21 protein-coding genes are annotated in these 22,846 nt (G+C 49.0%); 4 read left to right on the top strand and 17 right to left on the bottom strand.

Annotation, left to right across the window (positions count from 1 at the left end):
• Window positions 1-12: 12 nt before the first annotated feature.
• The 5 genes from HMPREF3201_RS03875 to dapF all read right to left on the bottom strand — a co-directional run bounded on the left by HMPREF3201_RS03875 (window position 13) and on the right by dapF (window position 3,582).
• The gene (locus tag HMPREF3201_RS03875) at window positions 13-195 is read right to left on the bottom strand and encodes a PAS domain-containing protein (RefSeq protein ID WP_062411828.1); all 183 of its coding nucleotides are present in this window, start codon (window positions 193-195) and stop codon (window positions 13-15) included.
• A gap of 217 nt (window positions 196-412) precedes the next feature.
• Window positions 413-835, bottom strand: coding sequence for an OmpH/Skp family outer membrane protein (locus HMPREF3201_RS03870; protein WP_062411827.1), 423 nt, complete (start codon window positions 833-835; stop codon window positions 413-415).
• 16 nt (window positions 836-851) lie between these two features.
• A complete protein-coding gene (locus HMPREF3201_RS03865) occupies window positions 852-1,439 on the bottom strand; it encodes a hypothetical protein (RefSeq protein ID WP_062411826.1) in 588 nt (195 codons plus the stop codon).
• 100 nt (window positions 1,440-1,539) lie between these two features.
• Window positions 1,540-2,673 (bottom strand): DNA/RNA nuclease SfsA, encoded by a 1,134-nt coding sequence (gene sfsA, locus HMPREF3201_RS03860; protein WP_062411825.1) that lies wholly within the window; start codon window positions 2,671-2,673, stop codon window positions 1,540-1,542.
• 69 nt (window positions 2,674-2,742) lie between these two features.
• Window positions 2,743-3,582 (bottom strand): diaminopimelate epimerase, encoded by an 840-nt coding sequence (gene dapF / locus HMPREF3201_RS03855; protein WP_062411824.1) that lies wholly within the window; start codon window positions 3,580-3,582, stop codon window positions 2,743-2,745.
• A 193-nt stretch (window positions 3,583-3,775) separates the two neighbouring features.
• On the opposite strand from dapF, the gene HMPREF3201_RS03850 reads away from it, so the two are divergent.
• Window positions 3,776-4,618 carry an AraC family transcriptional regulator gene (locus HMPREF3201_RS03850; RefSeq protein ID WP_062411823.1) on the top strand — a complete coding sequence of 281 codons (843 nt, stop codon included), beginning with the start codon at window positions 3,776-3,778 and terminating at the stop codon, window positions 4,616-4,618.
• 3 nt (window positions 4,619-4,621) lie between these two features.
• Here the strand turns inward: HMPREF3201_RS03850 and HMPREF3201_RS03845 are convergent, their stop codons facing one another.
• The gene (locus tag HMPREF3201_RS03845; protein WP_062411822.1) at window positions 4,622-6,904 is read right to left on the bottom strand and encodes a hydratase; all 2,283 of its coding nucleotides are present in this window, start codon (window positions 6,902-6,904) and stop codon (window positions 4,622-4,624) included.
• A gap of 320 nt (window positions 6,905-7,224) precedes the next feature.
• Here HMPREF3201_RS03845 and HMPREF3201_RS03840 point away from each other — a divergent pair, with 320 nt between their 5' ends.
• Entirely contained in the window at window positions 7,225-8,568 is a 1,344-nt protein-coding gene (locus HMPREF3201_RS03840; protein ID WP_062411821.1) for a citrate synthase, read from the top strand.
• 3 nt (window positions 8,569-8,571) lie between these two features.
• Window positions 8,572-9,567: an isocitrate/isopropylmalate dehydrogenase family protein gene (locus HMPREF3201_RS03835; protein ID WP_062411820.1), complete on the top strand. Its 996-nt coding sequence runs from the start codon at window positions 8,572-8,574 to the stop codon at window positions 9,565-9,567.
• A gap of 60 nt (window positions 9,568-9,627) precedes the next feature.
• Here HMPREF3201_RS03835 and HMPREF3201_RS03830 read toward each other — a convergent pair whose 3' ends face one another.
• Entirely contained in the window at window positions 9,628-10,821 is a 1,194-nt protein-coding gene (locus HMPREF3201_RS03830) for an anaerobic nitric oxide reductase flavorubredoxin (RefSeq protein ID WP_062411819.1), read from the bottom strand.
• 262 nt (window positions 10,822-11,083) lie between these two features.
• On the opposite strand from HMPREF3201_RS03830, the gene HMPREF3201_RS03825 reads away from it, so the two are divergent.
• Window positions 11,084-12,043 carry an NAD(P)H-dependent glycerol-3-phosphate dehydrogenase gene (locus HMPREF3201_RS03825; protein ID WP_062411818.1) on the top strand — a complete coding sequence of 320 codons (960 nt, stop codon included), beginning with the start codon at window positions 11,084-11,086 and terminating at the stop codon, window positions 12,041-12,043.
• Window positions 12,044-12,104: 61 nt separating this feature from the next.
• Here the strand turns inward: HMPREF3201_RS03825 and HMPREF3201_RS03820 are convergent, their stop codons facing one another.
• The 10 genes from HMPREF3201_RS03820 to dnaA all read right to left on the bottom strand — a co-directional run bounded on the left by HMPREF3201_RS03820 (window position 12,105) and on the right by dnaA (window position 22,830).
• Window positions 12,105-13,472, bottom strand: a complete 1,368-nt coding sequence (locus tag HMPREF3201_RS03820) for a hemolysin family protein (RefSeq protein WP_062411817.1) — start codon at window positions 13,470-13,472, stop codon at window positions 12,105-12,107.
• A 23-nt stretch (window positions 13,473-13,495) separates the two neighbouring features.
• On the bottom strand, window positions 13,496-14,287 hold the full coding sequence (locus tag HMPREF3201_RS03815) for a hypothetical protein (RefSeq protein WP_062411816.1): 792 nt from the start codon (window positions 14,285-14,287) through the stop codon (window positions 13,496-13,498).
• A gap of 36 nt (window positions 14,288-14,323) precedes the next feature.
• Window positions 14,324-15,484 carry a pyridoxal phosphate-dependent aminotransferase gene (locus HMPREF3201_RS03810; RefSeq protein WP_082709389.1) on the bottom strand — a complete coding sequence of 387 codons (1,161 nt, stop codon included), beginning with the start codon at window positions 15,482-15,484 and terminating at the stop codon, window positions 14,324-14,326.
• A gap of 12 nt (window positions 15,485-15,496) precedes the next feature.
• Window positions 15,497-17,416, bottom strand: a complete 1,920-nt coding sequence (gyrB, locus tag HMPREF3201_RS03805) for a DNA topoisomerase (ATP-hydrolyzing) subunit B (RefSeq protein WP_062411815.1) — start codon at window positions 17,414-17,416, stop codon at window positions 15,497-15,499.
• Between the two features lie 101 nt (window positions 17,417-17,517).
• Window positions 17,518-17,778, bottom strand: a complete 261-nt coding sequence (remB, locus tag HMPREF3201_RS03800) for an extracellular matrix regulator RemB (RefSeq protein ID WP_062411814.1) — start codon at window positions 17,776-17,778, stop codon at window positions 17,518-17,520.
• Window positions 17,756-18,661: a DciA family protein gene (locus HMPREF3201_RS03795; RefSeq protein ID WP_062411813.1), complete on the bottom strand. Its 906-nt coding sequence runs from the start codon at window positions 18,659-18,661 to the stop codon at window positions 17,756-17,758. The genes remB and HMPREF3201_RS03795 overlap by 23 nt, the downstream gene beginning before the upstream one ends.
• Window positions 18,642-19,754, bottom strand: coding sequence for a DNA replication/repair protein RecF (gene recF, locus HMPREF3201_RS03790; protein WP_062411812.1), 1,113 nt, complete (start codon window positions 19,752-19,754; stop codon window positions 18,642-18,644). The genes HMPREF3201_RS03795 and recF overlap by 20 nt, the downstream gene beginning before the upstream one ends.
• 2 nt (window positions 19,755-19,756) lie before the next feature.
• The gene (locus HMPREF3201_RS03785; RefSeq protein ID WP_044503420.1) at window positions 19,757-19,972 is read right to left on the bottom strand and encodes an RNA-binding S4 domain-containing protein; all 216 of its coding nucleotides are present in this window, start codon (window positions 19,970-19,972) and stop codon (window positions 19,757-19,759) included.
• Window positions 19,972-21,087 carry a DNA polymerase III subunit beta gene (gene dnaN / locus HMPREF3201_RS03780; protein WP_062411811.1) on the bottom strand — a complete coding sequence of 372 codons (1,116 nt, stop codon included), beginning with the start codon at window positions 21,085-21,087 and terminating at the stop codon, window positions 19,972-19,974. The genes HMPREF3201_RS03785 and dnaN overlap by 1 nt, the downstream gene beginning before the upstream one ends.
• Before the next feature lie 225 nt (window positions 21,088-21,312).
• A complete protein-coding gene (gene dnaA / locus HMPREF3201_RS03775) occupies window positions 21,313-22,830 on the bottom strand; it encodes a chromosomal replication initiator protein DnaA (RefSeq protein WP_062411810.1) in 1,518 nt (505 codons plus the stop codon).
• Window positions 22,831-22,846 lie beyond the last annotated feature (16 nt).

Genomic DNA, 22,846 nt, shown 5'->3' with positions numbered 1-22,846 from the left:
GTTTTATCATGCCTATTCGGCGCCAATAAAATCCGTCGCCGGTGCGCCCACATGACGGCCACTGATATTTCCATTGGCAATAGCAATAACAGAATGACCAGGCTCTCTAAAATCATGCAGCACGACTTCACAGTCTTTCCCCAAGGCTTCTCCTAAGAAGGGAACCAAGCCTTTATAGATGTCCAGGATATTCATGAGATATGTCCCGCCTTTTTTATTATGTTAATAAAATATTATCACGACAATTTTGAAATTGCAAATGAAATAAAAAAGCTGTGAAATAACACCTTTTGAATGTGAGCCAGAAAATAGCCTTTTCCTAACATGAAAAAAAGCGCAGTTCTATAGAGCTGCGCTTTTACTTATTGGTTGTAAACGTTTACCGACGCCTGAATCCGGCTTCGTGCCGGGCTTATTTCAAGCGGGCAGCGACGTCCTTGGTAATATCCTGACCCTGACCGACAACGACGGAGCCGTTCAATACGACGTAGTCCAAGCCTTTTTCTTTCTGGACAGCCTGGGTTTTAGCGAGGATATCCTGTTCCAGCGGCTGGAATAAAGCGATACGCTGCTGGTTTAATTTATTGTTATATTTTTCAACTAAGGCCTGCTGAGCTTTCTGATCGTTGGTCTTTTTCAAGTCACGCTGGAAATCGTCCTGAGCCGATTTTACATCTGCCTGCCAGGTAGCCATAGTCTTAGCATACTTCGGATGATTCTGCAAGAGAGCGGCAGCGTCAATCGTACCCAAACCTGCTGCGAAAGAAGCACCGGCAGCACCAACAGTCAACATAGCCGCAGCCACAGCTGCCATAATCGTTTTGCGTAATTTCATAGTAGATTCCTCCTTATTATTCATCCACTCCGGTCAATTCCCGGCATTCTTTGCGAACGCCGTCTTCACAGGAGCGCATAGCCAAAATAGTTTTTTCAAACAGTTCTGCCAAGTCCCAGCCCAATACGTCGGCACCCTTGCGGATGACGTCGCGGGAACAGCCGGCAGCAAAACTCTTATCTTTGAATTTTTTCTTTACACTCTTTACTTCCATGTCCTGCGTGCTCTTCGAAGGACGCATCTTGGCAGCAGCCCAAATGAGGCCCGTCAATTCATCGGCAGCATAGAGTACTTTTTCCATCATATGTTCCGGTGCCACGTCGACGCAGATGCCATAACCATGGCAGACGACGGCATGGACTAATTTATCATCAGCACCGATTTCTACTAAGAGTTCTGGTGCTTTTTTACAATGTTCTTCGGGATACTGTTCAAAATCGACGTCGTGCAGAAGTCCTACGAGTCCCCAAAAATCGACGTCATCGCCGTACCCTAATTCTTGAGCATACCAGCGCATAACGCCTTCAACCGTCAGGGCATGCATGATATGAAAAGGTTCTTTATTATATTTTTGCAGTAAAGCTAATGCCTGCGAGCGTTCCATGGCGCCTCGCCCCCTCTAAATCCTTGATTTATTTCACATTATACCATAAACCCGCATAAAAAACAGGGTGTTCATCATTTTTACGCCTATAATTTACATTTTATATCTTATTTTGCAGTCGATTCATACGAAAGTCTTCGACAATTTGGATAAAGGCACGATCGTGAATGGGGTTATCGGTAAAGCCAAAGAGGTGAGACGGACAATGGCAGTCCGTACAGCCAAAGCCGTCGATACGCCACTGGGAAGCCGCGTCGACAGCCTTAGCCAGTTCATGTTCTAAGTCCTGAGACGTACGGATGGGAAGGGCGGCAATGACGTCCGCTTCCTGCCGCAGATAATCGATATGCCAGTGGAGATTTTTACGCTTGCGGCTGTGACGGGCCAGGCGGGCTGCTAAATTCTTTTTAGCCGAGCCGGTATAGACGTAGTATCCCTTGGGAAAATGCATCAGTCCCTTAGAGCCGATGACGATATCGGCATCTTCTGAAAGTTGGGTTATGAAGAGATAATCGCCGCTGTCATGGTTTTCAGCCGTTAAAATGGTTTCCGGATATTGCAGGAGTCGGACCGGTTCCGGTCGTTTAAAGGAAGTGTCCCAACGCAGGGCCAGGGCTTTCCAATCGAGACGAGGCGCCGCTTCATAGAAGGCTTCGGCAAAATTGGGATCTGTATGGTAATCGGGAAGGAACCACCGGGCCCGATCCCAATGAACGAGGAACAAGACACCGGTATGGATTCCCTTATCGCTCATAGAAGCCAATTCTAAGATATGCTTTCGCCCCCGTTCGGTAACGGCGTCGGGAAACATAGCCCCATTTTTGCTGAATAAGGTGCAGGACTTTACTTCGACGAAAAAGCGCTCTTCGCCGTTTCCCAGAAGGAGATCAAAGCGGCTGTCGCCGACGGTCACTTCGCGGCGAATGAGGTCCCATTTCTCCCAGCCGGGAACGAGATGGTTTTCGACGAGCCAAGCGGCTGTATCGTTATTGTACTGTGTATCGAGTAAAATCGGCGTCCCGTCACGTTCGATGCCGACGACGTCATAAGGGGTCTTCCGCTTGGGATTTTCTGCCGGCCGCACATAAACTGTCGTTCCCTGAAAGAGGAGTTCCCACATACGTCCGGGATTGGGCATATGGCAGGTAACGACCTGACCGTTAAGATCGACATGGGCAATAAAGCGATTGGGCCGGTCGAGGAATATCGCCTTTTGAATCTGTTTCATTTCCATAAAATACCTCGTATATGGTAAAAAGAGGCCGCCACATTGACAGCCTCTTTTATTATATACAGTTATAGATTAATCTTCCAGCCATTCGCCGGTAAAGGTAACGGCGGCAGGACCAGTCATGTAGACGTTGCCGTCTTTTTCATCGTATTCGATATGAAGGGTACCGAGGTAAAGCTGAACGTCGACGCTGCGTCCCGTAAAGCCGTTCATAAAGGAGCCGACAGCGCAGGCGCAGGAACCGGTCCCGCAGGCCAGGGTAGCACCAGCACCGCGTTCCCAGGTGTGAACCTTAATCGTATGGTCGTCGATGACCTGGACAAAGTTCATATTCGTCTTACGCGGGAAAGCCTTATGGGTTTCAAATTTAGGACCTAATTCGTGAAGGGGTACGGCATCGACGTCTTTGACATAGATCATCGTATGGGGTACACCCATGAGCAGGCTGGTAATCTTATAGGTCTTGCCGTCGACTTCAAGGGGTTCGTCGACGACCGGACCTTCCGGGCCTTCCATGGGAATCTGAGAACGGTTCGTGAACGGTTTGCCCATGTTGATCGTAACCAGGCTGACCTTGCCGTCCTCGCCGAGGATAACCTTCGGCTTCATAATACCGGCCAGTGTTTCAACGGTAAATTCTTTTTTATCGATGATCTTATGGTCATAGACGTATTTTGCAAAGCAACGGATGCCGTTGCCGCACATTTCAGCTTCACTGCCGTCGGCATTGATGATTCGCATGCGAACGTCGGCCTTATCACTGGGAACGATGACGATGATACCATCGGCACCGACACCGGTATGAGGTGCACAAAGTTTAACCGCTAACTGGGAAAAATCCTTATCGGCACCCTGTTTGTCTTCAAAAAAGACGAAGTCATTGCCTAAACCGTGCATTTTGACAAATTTCATAGTTTGTACCCTCCATAAAAATTCTATACTCACAAATGATAGATTAGTAACTGTCTTGAATCCTTACAGCATCTATTATACAATAGCTGAAAGTGAAAAGTATATGAAAATAATGTTCTATACATTGCAAATTATGCGATTTCAAATATCCTTCCCTTCTCTTAGGAGAAAAATCTATAAAGGAGCAACTGCGATGGCACAAAAGACAGGTTATTTATCGGGCAATTTAAAACTCTTCCACCTCGTCGATAAAAGGCGGTGGATCTGCCCGTACCACTACCATGACTTTGATAAGATCACCTTATTGTTTCAAGGCCACGTATCCTATGATGTGGAAGGAACGGCCTACGATTTAAAGCCCTACGACATCGTCGTCATTCCAGCCGGGAAAATTCATCGCCCGACAATCATGGACGATGCCCCTTACGAGCGGATCATCGCTTATATTTCACCGGCGTACTTAAAGACCTACCGCCAGCGCGGCTGTCCCGTCGAGCAGATTTTTTCGGCGTCCCGCTCTCCTATCCTCCGCCAGCCCCAGGAAGCGGACAGCCTGTATAACGTATCCTGCCGCCTCCGGCGTGCCTGGTCGTATCCGGGACCGGAAGGGACGCTCCTTCAGGAAACCTTGTTTTCCGAGTTTCTCCTCCACCTGTGGATGGATGTAAAGGCACAAAAAATAGGTTTTGTAAATAAAAAACCGCAGCATAAAAAAATTACGGCCATCGTCGACTATATCGAAGCCCATCTCACCGATGATCTATCAATTCCGGCTTTGGCCCGGATGTTCTACATGAGCCCTGACTATTTGATGCACCTCTTCAAAAGTGAAACGGGAATGACGGCGGGAAGTTACATTACGGCCAAGCGCCTGCAAAAAGCCCGTCGCCTCATGCAGGAGGGACGGGCTTTGACAGCAATCTGCTACGAGTGCGGATTCACCAATTATTCAACATTTTATCGGGCCTGGAAAAACCGCTACCATTCCTCACCAAAGGAGGGACTCATCGAAAAGGACGATCTCTTCGATGAATGACGATTATCGGCTGCGGTTGTAGTTAATCAGGCTGCCGGCCTTGACGATTTTCTTTTCATCGTCGGTCATGGGAGCGATGTAGAGGGACAGTTCCTTCATGCCCTTGGTGACGACATAGGCTTTAATGTCCTTCATGTCGCCGTCGAGGGCTTTTTTGACGTTGGGAACATAGATATAGTCACCGATTTCAAAATCCGGTTCCCCTTCCATTTGGAAGGGCAGCATGCCCCAGTTGATGACATTGGAACGATAGCGCTTAGTGGCATATTCCTGGCAGATATTAGCCAGGCCGCCGAGGACGCGCTGGCAGCTGGCAGCCTGTTCACGAGCTGAGCCGTCGCCAGGTTTGACGCAGTAAATCATGCTGCCGATTTCGACTTCTTTCATGGAAACGCCGTCAAACTGCTTATTCAAGGCTTCAAAGACGGCTTTTAATTCCGGATCGACACCAGCCGGGCATTCTCCGGCAAGGCGGGCCTGTTCCACTTTATTGACGTCCTTGGCCCGTCCGACGTATTCCGGATCGCGGCGGGACAGGGTAAATTCAGCAAGGCCCAAAGGATTGGAGCGGTAAGAAGACGTTTCTCCCGACGGAATCAGTTCGTCCGTCGTCGTGACCGGGTCCATGATTTTCGAGCAGACTTTCAACAGGACTGAATCAGCCAAGGGTTCCATATCCGGCCAATCTTTGATGTTCGGACCATAAACCAGCGAATCTTCATCTTCGCCCTGTTTAAAGCCCTGATAAACCAAGGTTGCATAGGGTTTATCGTCGTATTCGTAAGGCTTTTCGACATAGTCGTCCATATAGCCTTCAGACGATGTCAGAACGCCGCCGTTGATGGCCGTTACCGCAATGGAACGGGCATCCATCAGGGCGACAGATGCAAACTGGCCCTTACCCGGCTTTGAACCTTCGCGGTTCGGGAAGTTACGCGTCGTATGGCGGATACTGAAGGCATTGTTGGCCGGCGTATCTCCGGCGCCGAAGCAGGGGCCGCAGAAGGCCGTCTTAAAGATGGCACCGGCTTCAAGTAAGGTCGAAACGGTACCGTTACGGACGAGGTCCAGGTAAACCGGCTGCGACGAAGGATAGACGTCGAGGGAGAAGTCATGACTATTGCTGGAACCTTGTTTTAAAATGTGAGCGGCGGCCATGACGTTGCTGTAGTTACCGCCGGAACAGCCGGCAATAACCCCTTGCTGGACGATGAGTTTGCCGTCTTTAATCTTATCGGTAAGGGTGTATTTCAAATCCTTATTGCTCATCCGTTTATTGATGGCTTCTTCCGTTTCATGAAGGATGTCTTCTAAGTTGGCATTGAGTTCATCGATGGTGAAAGCATTGCTCGGATGCATGGGCATAGCAATCATCGGTTTGATCGTGCTGAGGTCGATATAGATGAAGCCGTCATAGTAGGCAACGTAGGCCGGATTCAATTCTTTATAGGCATCGCCGCGACCATGCTGCGTAAGGTAGGCTTTCGTATCTTCATCGGTCCGCCATACCGAAGACAAGCACGTCGTTTCCGTCGTCATGACGTCGACGCTGTTGCGATAGTCCGTCGACATGGAAGCGATGCCGGGGCCGACAAATTCCATGACTTTATTTTTAACGTAACCGTTTTTAAAGACGGCACCGACGATGGCGATGGCAATATCATGAGGACCGACGGCCGGATTCGGTTTACCGGTCAGATAGACGCCGACGACACCGGGATAGGCAATGTCATAGGTATCTTCGAGAAGCTGTTTAACCAGTTCCCCGCCGCCTTCGCCAACAGCCATCGTCCCCAGGGCACCATAACGGGTATGGCTGTCGGAGCCGATGATCATATTGCCGCAGCCGGCCATTTTTTCACGCATATATTGGTGAATGACGGCAACGTGAGGAGGAACAAAAATACCACCGTATTTTTTAGCTGCCGATAAGCCGAATACATGGTCATCTTCATTGATGGTCCCACCGACGGCACAGAGCGAGTTATGACAGTTAGTCAAGACGTAGGGCAGGGGAAAATGATCCATGCCCGAAGCCTTCGCCGTCTGAATAATGCCGACGTAGGTAATGTCATGAGACGCCATGGAATCGAATTTAATCTTCAAATTATCCATCGAACCTGACGTATTATGATTTTTTAAAATAGAATAGGCAATGGTTCCCTTCTTGGCGTCTTCTTTGGAAACGTCTTTTCCCGTAAGCTGCTTGACCTTAGCGATTTCCTTTTCCGGTACGATTTCCGTTCCATGAACTAAATAGACACCACCATCGTATAACTTAATCATACATAACCCCTCCTTTGTCATCGCCAAAGCGACGGCTTTTCACAATATGAAATTTAGTAAAATAATTTTCACAATATAAAATTTATCCCATTTCAGTAAATATTATATCATAACAAAAAAGGCCTTGACTACCCTTTAAACGTTACATACTTTGCATGATTTTTATTTTACTTTGTCCATTAATATGCTATAATAACTTATACTTTACAGGAATATTCTAAAAAATATTCCCTAGAAAAAAAATATGAATATTCCTGAATAACCGATAATTTATAAGTTATTCCTCTATATTCATACTTGAAGGAAAGAGAGGAATCAAATTGGATAAAAATATTTATTTAGCCCAATTTTACGGCAAGTCACAGAACTACACGCAGATTCCCCGCGAATGGTTTTCCAAGTACGGTGTAAAGCGTGGCTTGCGTAATGAAGATCACACAGGCGTCCTCGTCGGTTTGACCCGCATCGCCGATGTCGTCGGTTACCGCCGCGGTGAAAACGACCAAAAAATCGACTGTGACGGCATCTTGTACTACCGCGGCATCGACATTCGCGAGCTGGTTAAAGAAACGAATTATAAAGGTTATTTATACGAAGAAGCAAGCTTCCTGCTCCTCTTCGGATACTTGCCGACAGAAGACGAATTGAAGGCCTTCTGTAAGGTACTGCAAAACGGCTACGATCTGCCCGATGACTTTTTGGAAATGAACCTCCTCCGCCTGCCGGGCAAAAATCTGATGAACAAGCTGCAGCACGCCCTCCTGACATTGTACAACTACGATCCAGATCCTGACAATACCGATGTCTATCAAACCCTGCGCAAGGGCCTCAATATCATGAGCAAGCTGCCGTCCATTGCCGTTTATGCCTACATGTCCAAGATTCACTATTACAATCGTAAGAGTCTGGTCATCCACTATCCCCGAAAAGACTATTCCACGGCTGAAAATATTTTATCCATGCTGCGTCCGGACAGTAAGTTCTCCCCAAAAGAAGCGCAGCTCCTCGATCTCTTGCTCTTCCTCCATGCCGATCACGGCGGCGGTACTAACTCGACCTTCACTAACATCGTCGTTTCTTCTACCGACACCGATATTTACTCCAGTATGGCCAGCTCCGTCGGCGCCCTGAAAGGGCCGCGCCACGGCGGTGCCAACATCCGTGTATCCTTGATGATGGAACAGATCATCGATGCCATCGGCATTAAGGCGACGGACGACCAAATCGTCGAAGTCATCCATCAAATCCTCAACAAAACCTTCAAGGGCAGCGATAAGGGTCTGGTCTACGGCTTCGGTCACGCCGTCTATACCCTGTCCGACCCGCGGGCCGAAATCATGCGCCATTACTGCGGCATCTTAGCCAAAGAAAAGGGCATGAACGACGTATTCCGCTTCTATAATCGTTTCGAGCGACTGGCCATGGATACGCTGACCAAGGAAAAGGGCGTCACCATGTGCAGCAACGTCGACTTCTACAGCGGCTTTGCCTACAATATGCTGGGCATCCCCCGCGACCTGTATACGCCGCTGTTCGTCATCAGCCGTATGGTCGGCTGGCTGGCTCACAACATCGAACACAAGCTCTATGACAACCGCATCGTCCGTCCGGCCGCAAAATACGTCGGCGACCTCATGGATTACATTCCCAGAAAGGACAGATAAACGATGAAGACAATTACCGTATTTAAAGGCGACGGCATCGGTCCCGAAATCACGGATGCCGTCCTGGCCATCCTCGACGCCGCCAAAGCGCCTCTTACTTATGAAATTTTCAATGTCGGCGCTGCCGAATATGAAAAGAACGGCGCCCTCATTCCCGATGCTGCCTTTGCCTCCTTTGAAAAGACCCGCATCCTCTTAAAATCGCCGATTACGACGCCGATTGGCAAGGGTTTTCGTTCCTTAAACGTCACCCTGCGCAATAAATACGATCTCTATGCCAATATCCGTCCGGCAAAATCGAATGCGGCCGTACCGACGCCCTTCCCGAACGTCGACGTCGTCACCTTCCGTGAAAATACAGAAGATTTATATATCGGCGTCGAATATAAGATGAATGAAGATACGGTTCACGCCATCAAACTCATCACGAAAAAAGCCAGTGAACGCATTATCCGCTCGGCCTTTGAATACGCCATCGCCCATGGACGAAAAAAAGTCACCTGTGTCCATAAGGCCAACATCCTCAAGATGAGCGACGGATTATTCCTCGATACCTTCCGCGCCGTAGCTGCCGACTATCCTCAAATCGAAAGTGACGACAAAATTGTCGACAATACGTGTATGCAGCTGGTCATGCGGCCGGAACAATTCGACGTCATCGTCATGCCGAACCTCTACGGCGACATCATTTCCGACCTTACGAGCGGCCTCATCGGCGGCCTGGGCCTCCTGCCTTCGATGAATGTCGGCGACGATTACGCTATGTTTGAAGCTGTCCACGGCAGTGCTCCCGATATTGCCGGCAAGCACATCGCCAATCCGACGGCCCTCCTTTGGTCAGCCTGCATGCTCCTGGAACATATCGGCGAAACGGCTATTGCCGCCAATATCCGAAAAGCCGTCGATGCCGTCCTTGCCGAAAAGAAGGCCCTCACACCGGACCTTGGCGGAACGGCGACGACAGAAGCTTATCGCGACGCCGTCATCGCTCACTTATAAGTCATGAAAAAATCGGACCTCTTCAGAGAGATCCGATTTTTTTATGAGATAAAGGAGGTTTTATTTGGCGAGAGATTTAGCGAAATCACGACCGAAGTCACGGCAGAGGTTCTGCGATTCCATATCGGGGTTCCACTGGCAGCGGAGGCCGTCATTGATCAGTCCGAAGCCGGCTTCTTTTAAGAGGCCCGTAATCTGTTTGACCGATTCACCGCTCCAGCCGTAACTGCCAAAGGCAGCGGCCTTCTTATTTTTAAACTTCAGGCCGCGAATCATTTCCATGATGCCGCCGATGGAGTAGAGGAAGCCGTAATTGATGGTCGGCGAGCCGACCAAGATGGCCTTTGATTTGAAAACTTCGGTGACGATGTCGTTCTTATCGTCGACGGCGGAGTTGTACAGTTTGACCGTCAGCGTCGGGTCGGCTTCGAGAAGGCCTTGGGCAATGCATTCAGCCATGCGGCGCGTCGCATTCCACATCGTATCATAAATGATGGTGATCTGGTTTTCCTGATATTCCTTGGCCCATTTCTGATACGTTTCGACGATCTGCAGGGGATTGTCCCGCCAGATGACGCCGTGGCTGGGGCAAATCATATTGACCGGAACGTTCATCTTTAAGATTTCATCGATTTTGCGGGTAACCATGGGGCTGTAGAGGTTCAAGATATTGGCATAGTACTTCATGGCTTCATGATAGAGTTCTGCCTGATCGACACAGTCATTGTACATCCATTCGCTGGCAAAATGCTGACCGAAGCCGTCGTTACTGAAGAGGATGTTTTCGCCGGTCATATAGGTAAACATCGTGTCCGGCCAGTGGAGCATGGCCGCTTCAATGAATACCAGTTTGCTGTCGCCAAGGTCTAAGGTATCGCCGGTCTTGACGTTGACGTAATTCCAATCCTGGTGGTAGAGACCGCGAAGGATGGCTTCCCCTTTTTGCGTGCAGTAAATCGGGACGTCAGGGATTTCCCGCATCAAGGCCGGAAGGGCCCCGCTGTGGTCATTTTCATTGTGATTCATGACGATGTAATCTATGTCTTTCAGGTCGATTTCCTGTTTTAAGTAATCGACAAATTCTTCATCAAAGGGTTTCCATACCGTATCGATCAAGGCGACCTTTTTGTCGCGGATTAAATAGGAATTATAAGACGAGCCTTTTTCCGTAGAATATTCGTGACCATGAAACTTATTGAGTTCCCAATCGATTTTACCGACCCAAGTAACTTTTTCTGTAATTTTCTTTCCCATACTTCATTCTCCTTTCAAGTCAGCCTATCTGCTGACCAAAGCTAACGAATCAAGAGGGCTCATTACCGCCCTTTCTGAGTTCATTATACCGATACGAAAGACAGATATCCATTGTAAATACAACAGAACTCATCGTAATTTCAAAAAAAGTATAGCTTATTGTAAGGAGAGAAAGACAGGCCTAATTTTCCTAAACTGTCTGAAGGGATTAATCCATGTTATAATTTAATTACAAAAAATTATTCTGAGGGGAGAACATGCTATGAACATCACCGTCTTAGGCTGCGGCCGCTGGGGCAGTTTCCACGCCTGGTATGCCGATCACATCGGTCATACCGTGACCTTATGGGGACGACCGGGGTCTCAAAACCTGAGCCGCCTAAAAGAAACACGAAAAAATGACTATCTTACCTTGCCGGACGCAATTAGCCTGACCGATGACTTGAAAGAGGCCCTTACCGGTGCCGACATCTGCATCATTTCCATCAGCGCCCAGCAGCTTCGCTCCTTTACCAAAAACCTGCGTGAGGCCGGATACGACGCCGACCTTCCCTTCGTACTGGCCATGAAAGGCTTAGAAGCTGGCAGCGGCAAACGGCTGACGACGGTCATGGAAGAAGAACTGGGTAAGGCCGTGCGGACGGCTGTCTGGGTCGGCCCGGGCCATGTTCAGGACTTTATCAGCGGTATGCCCAATTGCATGGTCATCGCCTCAGCCGACGATAGGCTTACCCATTTTTTAGTCGACACCTTCACCAGCCCCTTGATTCGCTTTTATTACGGCCAGGATCTTCTCGGCATTGAAATCGGAGCTGCCGCCAAGAATGTCGTCGGCATCGCAGCCGGCATGCTCGACGGTGCCCACATGACAGCCCTAAAGGGTGCCCTCATGGCCCGCGGTGCCCATGAGCTCTCGGTCTTAGTCTCCGCCATGGGCGGACAAGCCATGACTGTCTACGGCCTCAGTCATTTAGGCGACTATGAAGCGACCCTCTTTTCACCGCACAGCAATAATCGCCGCTTCGGCCAGGATTATATCGAAGGAAGACCTTTTTCAAAATTGGCCGAAGGCGTCGGCACGACGGAAGCCCTGTTAGATTTATCGGCTCACTACGGTGTAGAGCTTCCCATTACGTCGGCTGTCCATTCCATCATTCAAGAAAAGAAAGACCCTCATGACGTCTTAAAAAATCTCTTTCTCCGCTCGACAAAAAGTGAATAGAAACGACTGCCATCACGAAAAAAGGAACTGGCCCTAAAGGCCAGTTCCTTTTATTGTGCATTTATTTTTCTTCTTCTTCGTCTTCTGAGTAATCTGGATTTCGGGTGACGAGGATTTTATCGACGCGGAGATTATCCATATCGACGACTTCAAAGGTAAAGTCTTTCCACACGTACGTATCGGTTTCCCGTGGAATCCGGCCGACGCCATAGGTAATGAGGCCGGCCAGCGTTTTATACAAGTCTTCTTCTTCGTCAGGCAGCTCGTCTTCGATTTTAAAGAAATCTTTAAATTCTTCAATGGTGAGCAGCCCTTCGATGAGCCAGTCGTTCGGGCCCCGTTGGATGATGCGGTTGGCTTCTTCCTTCTTTTCTTCTTCCCCGGCAGGCATGATGCCGACTAATTCTTCGAGGATGTCGTGAAGGGTCAGGATGCCGCTGAAGTTGCCGTATTCATCGAGGACGGCGACTTCATGGACGCTGTGTTCCCGGAAGACGTGGACGACTTTCATGATGTCCATCGATTCGGGAATGTAAATCGGCTTATGGACACAGTCTTCTACGATAGCCGGCAGGGACGCCGGTTTCTGACAGCGAATATTTTCATAATATTTCTGAAAGATTTCACTGACTGAAACCATGCCGATGAAGTCATCCAAAGAGCCTCGTCCGACAGGCAGGTTATTGTGATTGAAGGCTACCAGTTCCTGCATCATCGTCGCTTCCGGATCTTCCACGTCGAGCCAGTCTACCTGGGTCCGGTTGGTCATGATATCGCCGACGTCCATATCGGCCAGGCGAAAGACGCGGGTTACCAGTTCCGGTTCTTCTTTTTCAAAAGCTCCGAGTTCGACGCCTTGTTCGAGAAGCAGTTTAATTTCATCTTCCGTTACGGGAAGGACTTCAGGCTTCTTGACGCCCATCATCTTGGTAACGGCAGTCGTCGACCACGACAAGATCCAGACGACAGGCGTACAGATCGTCGAAAAGTAGAGCATGGGACGAGCCAGCAGGCAGGCTACTTTTTCCGGATTGTCGATGGCAATCCGCTTCGGAACGATTTCACCGAGGATGATCGTCAAATAGGTAATCACCGCGACGATGCTGGTCAGACTGACCGTGTAGGCATAGGGTTCGAGACCGGGAATCTTGGCGACGTATACCGATAAAGGTCCGGCCATTTCCGTACCGCCGTAGACACCGGTCAACAGGCTGATCAGGGTGATGCCGAACTGGACCGTAGAAAACATCTTATTCGGATTTTCACGCAGCTTCAGGACGATAGCCGCCGACTTGCTGCCTTCATCGGCAATCGCTTCCAAGCGCGATTGATGGCTGCTGACGATGGCCATTTCCAATAAAGAAAAAATGCCGTTGCCAAAGATAAGTAAAATGATGACCAGTAACTGTTTTCCTAGGGAAAACTCCACAGTAGATCCACTCTCCTTTTAGATTACCACCAAGGTCCGACACCGATGCCGATTCCGCCGCCATGATGCCATCCGCTGCCCCAGCCGATGCCGATGCCGACACCGACAGTCGGATTATTGCGGGATCTTGATTCCGTACGTTTGTCGGCTTCATCGATGACGGTAATTTCTTTGGTCACCGTACGGACGGCATCGCCGATTTTCACATCGACGACGAGATCGACTTTCCCGGCTTCCAGCGGTCGGATATTCATATGGTCCGTAATATCGGCAATTTTCGTATTCAAGCTGGTCGCCTTAATATCATAAGGAATCATGCCGGGCACGTGGACACGGATGATGCCGTAACTGCCGATCGGAATTTTGGGCGGATAGACGACGACTTCTACCTTGTCCATCAGTTTTTCGGCACTGCCGTAAATAAGGGAGGCCTGCTGGTTGCTTTGAAGCTTCCAAGCGCTGCTCTCATCTTTAGCCACAAAGTAGTTCCCCAGTAAGACGTGAGAGTCCGTATCGTAGGCTTTGACGTGATAGAAATAGTCGCCGACGATCTGCTTGTCCACGCGGAAATAATAAGAGCCTGTAAGGCCTGTCGTCTGCGGCGGCAAAGCCGTTAAGAGACCGGTTACCTTATCATAGGTACGACCTTCCATGATAAAAAAATCATTTAAATTCTTCATATTCACCGTCGGATCGGTGAGAACCACGGCCGATTCTTTTTTCGGCTGGGTGCTTTCAGAAACATCGTCGGCCATGGCGGTCATCGTACCAGCCGTCAAGCAAAGGGCGACGAGAAGTAGCTGCCATTTTTTCATGTACAATCCCTCCTTATGATAAGGTAACGAAACAAATTATTTTTTCAGTTTATGGATGCCTTCCAAACGATGCATGGCTTCTTTTAACGTTTCATCGCGGACGGCAAACTGTAATCTTGCCAAATGATGGACCGGTTCTTTAAAAAAGGTTGATGCCGGAACGAGGGCCACGCCGATTTTTTCGGCTAAATCCCGGCAAAAGGCTTCATCGTCATCATAGCCGTAGGCCCCGATATCGAGAAGCATATAGAAAGCGCCTTGGGGGACATTGTGCGTAATCCCAATGGCATCGAGGCTGTCGATGACGAAATCTCGTTTCTTTCGATAGAGTTCCCGCAGGCCTTGATAGTAATCGAGGCCAAAGTGAAGGCCGGTCACGGCCGCTTCCTGAAGGGGGCTGGGAGCGCTGATGGTCAGATAGACGTGAAGCTTTTTAATGGCATCAGTCACCACCGGCGGTGCAAAGATATATCCTAACCGCCAGCCCGTAATCGAGTAGGTCTTCGAGAGGGAACCGCAGGAAATCGTCCGTTCATACATTCCGGGAAGGGTCGAAAAATAGGTATACTCCGTCGGTTCATAGACGATGTGTTCATAGACTTCATCGATGACGGCAAAGGTATCGTACTTTTCGACGAGGGATGCGATAGTAAGCAGTTCGTCTTTCGAAAAAACCTTGCCGCAGGGATTCGACGGGTTGCAGATAAAGATGGCCTTCGGCCGCTGTTTAAAAGCCGCTTCCAATTCATCGGCATCAAAGGTGTAGTCGTCGCCGGTAAGGGACACATAAATCGGTTCGGCACCGCAAAGGAGGGCATCCGTGGCATAGGCTTCATAGAAGGGCGAAAAGAGGATGACTTTATCGCCGGGATCGACGATAGCCATCATAGCCGTCATGAGCGCTTCCGTACCGCCGCAGGTAACGACGATTTCCGTTTCCGGATCCAAGGTTTGCCCGGTAAAAAGTTTTCGATAGTCGGCCAGGGCCCGGCGCAGATTTTCTGCACCATTATCGAGGCTGTACTGGTGAGGACCGGCGGCGGCCACTTCAGCCAGACGGTCGAGCATGGCCTTGGGCGGCGGAAAATCCGGAAAGCCTTCCGACAGGTTGATGGCGCCGCAGGCTTCAGCCACCTTTGACATGCGGGCAATGGCCGAATCGGTAAATAAGTTTATCTTTTGAGAAATAGTCGGCATAGGGTCTCCTGATTATAAGTCGAGGTTACGGACCTTCTTAGCATTGTCTTCAATGAATTTACGCCGCGGTTCGACCTTATCGCCCATGAGGACCGAGAAAATACGGTCGGCTTCCACAGCATCTTCCAGATGGACTTGGAGCATGGTCCGGTTTTCCGGATCCATCGTCGTTTCCCAGAGCTGTTCCGGATTCATTTCACCAAGGCCCTTATAACGCTGGACGACGACGGAATTATTGTCGCGTCCTAATTCATCGAGCTTGCTCTGCATCGATTCATCGGTATAGAAATACCATACCTGTTTGCCCTTGCGTACCTGATAGAGGGGCGGCTGAGCAATGAATACGTGACCTTCCGTAATGAGAGGCTTCATGAACCGGTAGAAGAAGGTCAGCAGCAGCGTCCGGATATGGGCGCCGTCGACGTCGGCATCGGTCATGATGATAATTTTATCGTAGCGGCGTTTGCTGATGTCGAATTCCTGGCCGATACCGGTACCGAAGGCGGTGATCATGGAACGAATTTCTTCGTTGGCCAAAATCTTATCGAGGCGGGCTTTTTCGACGTTGATGATTTTGCCGCGTAGGGGCAGGATAGCCTGGAATCTACGGTCACGGCCCTGTTTAGCACTGCCGCCAGCCGAGTCACCTTCGACTAAGTAGATTTCCGTCTGATCAGGATTCTTTTCCGAGCAGTCCGCCAATTTACCGGGAAGGCTGCTGATTTCCAGGGCATTTTTCCGGCGCGTCAATTCGCGGGCACGGCGGGCAGCCTGACGGGCACGCGATGCCGAAATGGTCTTGTTGATGACGGCTTTGGCTTCGGCCGGGTGTTCTTCAAAGAATTCTTTCAGTCCGTCGGAAATGATGTTGTCGACAATGCCTTTTACTTCCCCGTTGCCAAGCTTGGTTTTCGTCTGACCTTCAAACTGAGGTTCCCGGACTTTGACGCTGATGACGGCCGTCAAGCCTTCGCGGACGTCTTCACCGGACAGGTTGTCTTCATTGTCCTTTAAAATACCGGCGCTGCGGCCATAATCATTGATGGTACGGGTCAAACCGGAGCGGAAGCCGCTGAGGTGCGTGCCCCCTTCTTCGGTAAAGATATCGTTGACGAAGGTCAGGATATTTTCACTGTAGCCGTCGTTATACTGCATAGCGATATCGACGATGACCTGATTTTTTTCACCATCGATGCTGACGACGGTCGGATTGACGGCCTGATGTTTTTCATTCAGGAAGGAGACGAAAGAAACGAGGCCGCCTTCATAGCAGTATACTTCTTGTTTGCCTTCGCCTCGTTTATCCGTAAGGGTGATGTTCAAACCTTTATTCAGAAAAGCAAGTTCGCGCAGGCGCGTCTTTAACGTATTGAAATCATAGACCGTATCAGGGAAGATTTCATGATCCGGTTTGAAAGAAACACGGGTTCCCGTTTCTTCACTGGCTTCCAGGGGACGGACTTTTTTCAGCGGCGATTCCGTTAACCCGCGGGCAAAAGAAATATCCCATAAATAGCCGTCGCGCTTTACTTCGACCTTCGTCCAGGCACTCAAAGCATTGACGACAGAGATACCGACGCCGTGAAGACCGCCGGAAATCGGATAGCCGTCGCCGCCGAATTTGCCACCGGCATGAAGGACGGTCAGTACGACTTCAACAGCCGGCTTGCCGATTTTATGCATGGCAACGGGGATGCCGCGGCCATTATCGACGACGGTAATGCTGTTGTCTTCCTGAATCGTGACTTCGATATGCGTACAATACCCGGCCAACGCTTCGTCGATACTATTGTCGACGACTTCATATACCAGATGGTGCAGCCCCCGTTCAGACGTACTGCCGATGTACATCCCCGGCCGTTTACGAACGGCTTCCAGGCCTTCTAATACTTGAATCTGTTCGGCACCATATCGCGCTTTGTCTTTCGACATATAAATTCTCAACTCCTGTTTCTTGCAATTTTTAATGATAAACTAGGCAACTAACACTTTATTATACCGTAAAATCCACATTTTTTAAATACATCCCGCCCTTAGGCCTTGTCGCCAGGCGCTAACAGCTGCAGGCATTTCTGATACCGGCGAAGCATGGTATCTCCCGTGACCGGCAGTGAATAGACGCAATCTTCTGTAATGACCAGAGAGCGCCAATCGGCTTCCGAGGAAGTACCGACGGATTGCACGGGAAGCCCAAAGGACTGCAGCAGAGCCGCCCCCTTTCGCTTCGGATACGGTAAGATAGCTACGATATCCCGTATGGGAATAATCGTGTCAGGGCTCAGATGGAGATACATGATGGTCTGGTTTCCTCCGATATTTTGCAACGAGATTTTCAATGAATTTAGGCTCTATATCGCCGGGAACGCGGCGCGTAATGAGCAGGGCCAGGATGAGGTCATCGGCCTCCGTATCGTACTCATAGTATACTTTTTCAATATAGGTATAGATGAGATTTCTCCGGACATCGTTATAGGCCTGCTCAGCCCCTTTATCCTGAACCGAAACATCTAATTGCCCGGCCATTTTCTCCCAGCTCAGCCAGGGCATGTCTTCTAAAATAGAACGCACCTTCATTTTCAGGGCATGGCGGGCAGCACTTCGGCAAAAGATGCAGATCTTTTCGCCTTTAGCCATCCAGCGACCGCAGGAAGGACAGGGGATAAAGCCGCTCACGGCATAGGCTTTGATGCGTTTAGCCTGGGCAAAACGCAGCTGTACCAACTTTTCCCGCAAGCCGTCGGGAAGTTTTTCCGTTTCACGGCGAATGTTGGCTACCGTCGCGTCATCGAGAATGATTTGACGAATATTCCCTTCAGGAAGGACATCTTGTGTTTCTCCTTCTAAGGTTTCATAGACCGTCTGAACGGGTTTTTTCCCCTTTTTGACAAAACGGACATCGGCAATAGCCTGATGCCCAACATAGGAATTAAATTCCTCAATTATCTTGTTTTTATACATAAATAAATAATTCATGTAAACGGGATTCATGACGGCAACGATCATCAAATTATTCTTAAAATCTAATATATATGAATATTTGGCAATTTGCTCGCCGACGATTTTTTTCCAGTCCCGCTTGGCCTGGTACATCCGGTACGGAAGGAGCAGGCGGTGTTTGGCCAAGACATCGGGGATAGCAAGTCCGGCTTTTTCGAGTTTAAGATTTCGCTTCTCCATGGGAAACCACCCTCCCTTGTTCGATACAGATGGGATGACAGCCCTCCATACCGGCGAAAATATCGGGCTCGGTCGTCGTAATAAAGGTTTGAATGCGGTTGCGGACAAAGTCAAGCAATGCTTGACGCCGGCTCTGATCGAGCTCACTCATGACGTCATCCAATAAGAGGACGGGGTATTCTCCGGTCTCCGACTTAATAAATTCAAGCTCCGATAATTTCAGGGCCAGAACGGCCGTCCGCTGTTGTCCCTGGGACCCGTATTTTTTTAAATCCCCCTGACCGACCGAAAATAAGAGGTCGTCGCGATGAGGCCCGACCGAGGTCGACTGACGACGGATATCTTCCGGAAGATGCTGCTGTAAGAGGTCGTAGTACCATTTCGGATCGATCTGATGGCTGCCGTCTCCCTTTCCATAAGGCTGGACATAGGTCAGGTGAAGCATTTCTTTGCCGCGGCTGAGCCGTTTATGCAGGACGCCGGCCAAAAAGGATAATTTCTGAAGGGCTTCTAAACGTTTAGCTACAATGGACGCTGCAAAGCCGGCAATCTGCCGATCCCATTCATCCAGGGATTGGCTGCCGCTGTATTTCATCTTTTTCAATAAGAGGTTGCGCTGTGATATGGCTCTATTATACTGCAGCAAATCGCGGTAATAGGATCGGCTGACCTGAGAGATCTCCATATCGATAAAACGGCGCCGCAAAGAGGGACTGCCCTTAATGAGCTGAAGGTCATCGGGGGAAAAGAGGACCTCATTCAAGGTGCCGATCAGTTCTTTCTGCGATACCTTCGTTTCGTTGACCCATAATTCTTTTTTCTCGAGCTTGGACAGGATCACTTTGATCTGCTGCGTCGTATCATTCCGGTTAAAATCGATGATGACACTGGCCTTGTCCTGATCCCAGGAAATGAGATCGGAATCGGCGATGCCCCGATAGGACTTGCCGATTCCGCCTAAATATAACGATTCCAGAAGATTGGTCTTACCTTGCCCGTTTTGCCCATATAAGAGGATCGTCGCCTTGGGAAAGGAGATTTTCTGATCCTCATAGTTTCGGAACCGGTGCAGTCGAACCGACTCAATCATCATAATTATTCACCTTTAATCAAATATGTACCGACATCCTTAATCTCTACCGTATCGCCCGGATAGAGTTTTTTTCGCTTGGCTTTGCATAAAATTCCGTTTACTAAAATTTTATCTTCGTCCAATAAAAAGCGGATTTCGCCGCCGCTTTGTAAAATGCTGGCCCATTTCAAAAACTGGTCCAGTTGGATCATCGGCGTTTCAATTTTTATAGTTTCCATTATCGTGTCCTCATAGGGGTTACAACAAATACGCAAGAATCGTCATCCTTGTCCTGAACGAGCATCGGGCTGTTTTCTTTCGATTTCAAGATGACTTCGCTGTTCTGGCAATGTTTCAGGATGTCGAGGATAAATTTTCCATTGAAGGATATATCCAAATCTTCACCGTCCAGGTCGCAGGAGACGTAGTCTTCAACGGTACCGTAATCGGGATGCTGACTCATCAATTTAATTTGACCGTCGCCGATCAAGAAATTAATGACATTATATTGGGCATCTTTGGCGACGATGGAAGCGCGTTCGACGGCGCCGGTGAATTCAGCCCGATTGACCTTGGCAATACATTTGAAATCCGTCGGGATGACGCGGCGGTAATTCGGGAAGTCGCCTTCGATAAGGCGCGTACGGATATAGACGTTGCCGAACTGGACAGCCAGGTAGTTGCGGACAGCCGTGATTTCCACGGTTTCCGGAATATCGGTCGGCAGCTGGCGGGAAATTTCAGACAAGAGACGACTGGGGATAACGGCCTGCAGCGGATTATCCACCGGTTGATCGAGGGTTGTCTTTTTCAGGGCCAGGCGATGCGTATCGGTAGCCACCATGGTCATCTGGTCGCCTTGGACATCGAGGAAGGTGCCCATGAAAATCGGACGAGCTACGTCGGTAGCACAAGCATACGACGTATTATCGATTAAATCTTTTAAGACAACGCTGGTCGTTTTGAAGCTGGCATAGCCGTTTTCGACGATTTCGACTTCATTGAAGTCATCGGGATTGATGGTCAGGCATTCAAATTTCAGTTTGTCACCTTTAATGAGCAGCTGCGTATCCGTATCGGCTTTGATGATTTCAATTTCATCGCTGGGAATCCGTCGGGTCAAATCCATTAAATACGGATTGGCAATAAAGGCTTCGCCTTTTTCTTCGATGATACCGGGAACGGTGATCTTGATGCCCATGTCATAGTCATTGGCCTGAAATTCGATAATGCCGTGAAGGGCTTTGATCAGAAGGCCGTTTTCAGAAGACATATTGTTGTTTTTGTTCTGAGCTACTTTCTGGACGGCTTGTAAGCCTTTGTTCAGATCTTCTTTTTTTAGTTTCAGTCTCAATGGAGTATCCCCTTTTCTGCGCTGAGTAAATTAATTAAATGCAAGTTAAAAAACAGTAGTCTTAGTAGTAGGGCCTGTGAATTTGTGGATAAGTGATTGATAAGAGCTATTTTCAGCTATCCACAGGTGTGGATAGAATGTGGATAACGGGTAATTTTTTGTCCACATTTCCACTGTGGATTTCTTTTTTTTTCTTATCCACAATCTATCGATATTTTTATCAACCTAGTTATCCACACCACGGATTTCATTCATCATCTTTTCGATGTGTTCCTTAAAGTGACGGTCTTCTTTGGCCTTTTCCATGATCTTGGTACAAGCATGCATAACCGTCGTATGGTCACGGCCATTGAAGGCCGTTCCGATATGGGGATAGGTGTTCCCGGTCAGTTCACGGCACATGTACATGGCAATCTGACGGGGAAGAGCGATATCCTTAGTTTTTTTCTTGCCCATTAATTCTTTATAATTGATATTGTAGTGCTGACAGATATAGGTCGTAATTTCATCGATGGTGATGTACTTCTTTTCGTCTTGCGCATCGGTAATGTAGCTGATTGCATGTTTAACCAACGGCAATGTGACGTTGCTCTTGGTCTGCATCGATTCCAAGAGGACCCGGATGAAAGCGCCGTGCAGCTTTCGAATGTTTTCACTGACGTTGGCTGCAATATAATTTAAGGCATCTAAATCGTAGACGATATTTTCTTTTTCCGACCAGGTCCGGAGGATTGCCGTTCGGGTTTCCAGATCGGGAGGCTCGATTTGGGTGACCATCCCGTTTTCAAAGCGGGAACGCAGGCGTTCTTCCAGCTTTTTGATGTCGCGGGGCGGACGGTCGCTGGTGAATACCATCTGTTTTTTATCCTGATAGAGCTTATTAAAGGTATGGAAGAATTCTTCCTTGGAGCTCTCCTTTTCGCCGCGGCCGAGGAACTGGATGTCGTCGACGAAGAGGACGTCGACGTTGCGGTACCGGCGGCGGAAGCTTTCCGTATTCTGGTCCTGGATGCACTGGATGAATTCATTGACGAAGTCTTCGCTGGTAATGCACAGGAGGCGCATATTGGGAAAGTTTTTTAAGAGCTCATGGCCGATGGCATGCATTAAATGGGTCTTTCCGAGACCGCTGTCGCCATAGATATAAAAAGGATTCCATTTTTGGGCCGGAGCTGCGGCAATGGACTTGGCGACGGCCGTTGCCACGCGGTTGCTGTTGCCGACGATAAAGTTGTCAAAGGTATAATCTTTATTTAAATTATTATTATAAGGACTGGATTCTGTGGTCAGTGATAAAGAAGCAGCATCCTTGATAGCCGGCATGGCATCGGTGATGGGAAGTTCTGGCTGGACCCATTCGGTTTGGACGACTGGAGCCGGTTTTGCGGCTTTGGGGGCGGTCACGGCCTCTACGGGAGGCGTACTTTGTTTGGGCGGCAGGGTAATCGTTTCGGCAACGGCTTCGGTTTTGTCGTGATCCGGCGTTTTTTCCTGACTGGTAATGAGCTGAACCCTTGTTTTATGGCCAATGACTTCTTCGGCGATGGTTTCCAGGACGTCGGTGTATTTTTTACTGACGTAATCGCGAAGGAAATTGGTCATCGTATCGAGGATGAGCAAATTTTCTTCTTCCGAATAAGAGTAGGGAATGATGTTGCCTTCAAACCAATTGGTGAAAATTTCTTTGGGCAAGACTTGTTTCAAATTGGCTAACATTTTTTCCCATAAACTGAGCAGATCCATAGTAATCCTTCCTGTC

The sequence above is a fragment of the Megasphaera sp. MJR8396C genome, from assembly GCF_001546855.1.
Taxonomy (GTDB): Bacteria; Bacillota; Negativicutes; order Veillonellales; family Megasphaeraceae; genus Megasphaera.
This window is presented reverse-complemented; position numbering and strand designations above follow the sequence as displayed.

Coding starts and splice junctions, on each gene's coding strand:
- HMPREF3201_RS03875 (WP_062411828.1), bottom strand. CDS start 195: ATGAATATCCTGGACATCTATAAAGGCTTGGTTCCCTTCTTAGGAGAA.
- HMPREF3201_RS03870 (WP_062411827.1), bottom strand. CDS start 835: ATGAAATTACGCAAAACGATTATGGCAGCTGTGGCTGCGGCTATGTTG.
- HMPREF3201_RS03865 (WP_062411826.1), bottom strand. CDS start 1,439: ATGGAACGCTCGCAGGCATTAGCTTTACTGCAAAAATATAATAAAGAA.
- sfsA (WP_062411825.1), bottom strand. CDS start 2,673: ATGGAAATGAAACAGATTCAAAAGGCGATATTCCTCGACCGGCCCAAT.
- dapF (WP_062411824.1), bottom strand. CDS start 3,582: ATGAAATTTGTCAAAATGCACGGTTTAGGCAATGACTTCGTCTTTTTT.
- HMPREF3201_RS03850 (WP_062411823.1), top strand. CDS start 3,776: ATGGCACAAAAGACAGGTTATTTATCGGGCAATTTAAAACTCTTCCAC.
- HMPREF3201_RS03845 (WP_062411822.1), bottom strand. CDS start 6,904: ATGATTAAGTTATACGATGGTGGTGTCTATTTAGTTCATGGAACGGAA.
- HMPREF3201_RS03835 (WP_062411820.1), top strand. CDS start 8,572: ATGAAGACAATTACCGTATTTAAAGGCGACGGCATCGGTCCCGAAATC.
- HMPREF3201_RS03830 (WP_062411819.1), bottom strand. CDS start 10,821: ATGGGAAAGAAAATTACAGAAAAAGTTACTTGGGTCGGTAAAATCGAT.
- HMPREF3201_RS03825 (WP_062411818.1), top strand. CDS start 11,084: ATGAACATCACCGTCTTAGGCTGCGGCCGCTGGGGCAGTTTCCACGCC.
- HMPREF3201_RS03815 (WP_062411816.1), bottom strand. CDS start 14,287: ATGAAAAAATGGCAGCTACTTCTCGTCGCCCTTTGCTTGACGGCTGGT.
- HMPREF3201_RS03810 (WP_082709389.1), bottom strand. CDS start 15,484: ATGCCGACTATTTCTCAAAAGATAAACTTATTTACCGATTCGGCCATT.
- gyrB (WP_062411815.1), bottom strand. CDS start 17,416: ATGTCGAAAGACAAAGCGCGATATGGTGCCGAACAGATTCAAGTATTA.
- remB (WP_062411814.1), bottom strand. CDS start 17,778: ATGTATCTCCATCTGAGCCCTGACACGATTATTCCCATACGGGATATC.
- HMPREF3201_RS03795 (WP_062411813.1), bottom strand. CDS start 18,661: ATGGAGAAGCGAAATCTTAAACTCGAAAAAGCCGGACTTGCTATCCCC.
- recF (WP_062411812.1), bottom strand. CDS start 19,754: ATGATGATTGAGTCGGTTCGACTGCACCGGTTCCGAAACTATGAGGAT.
- HMPREF3201_RS03785 (WP_044503420.1), bottom strand. CDS start 19,972: ATGGAAACTATAAAAATTGAAACGCCGATGATCCAACTGGACCAGTTT.
- dnaA (WP_062411810.1), bottom strand. CDS start 22,830: ATGGATCTGCTCAGTTTATGGGAAAAAATGTTAGCCAATTTGAAACAA.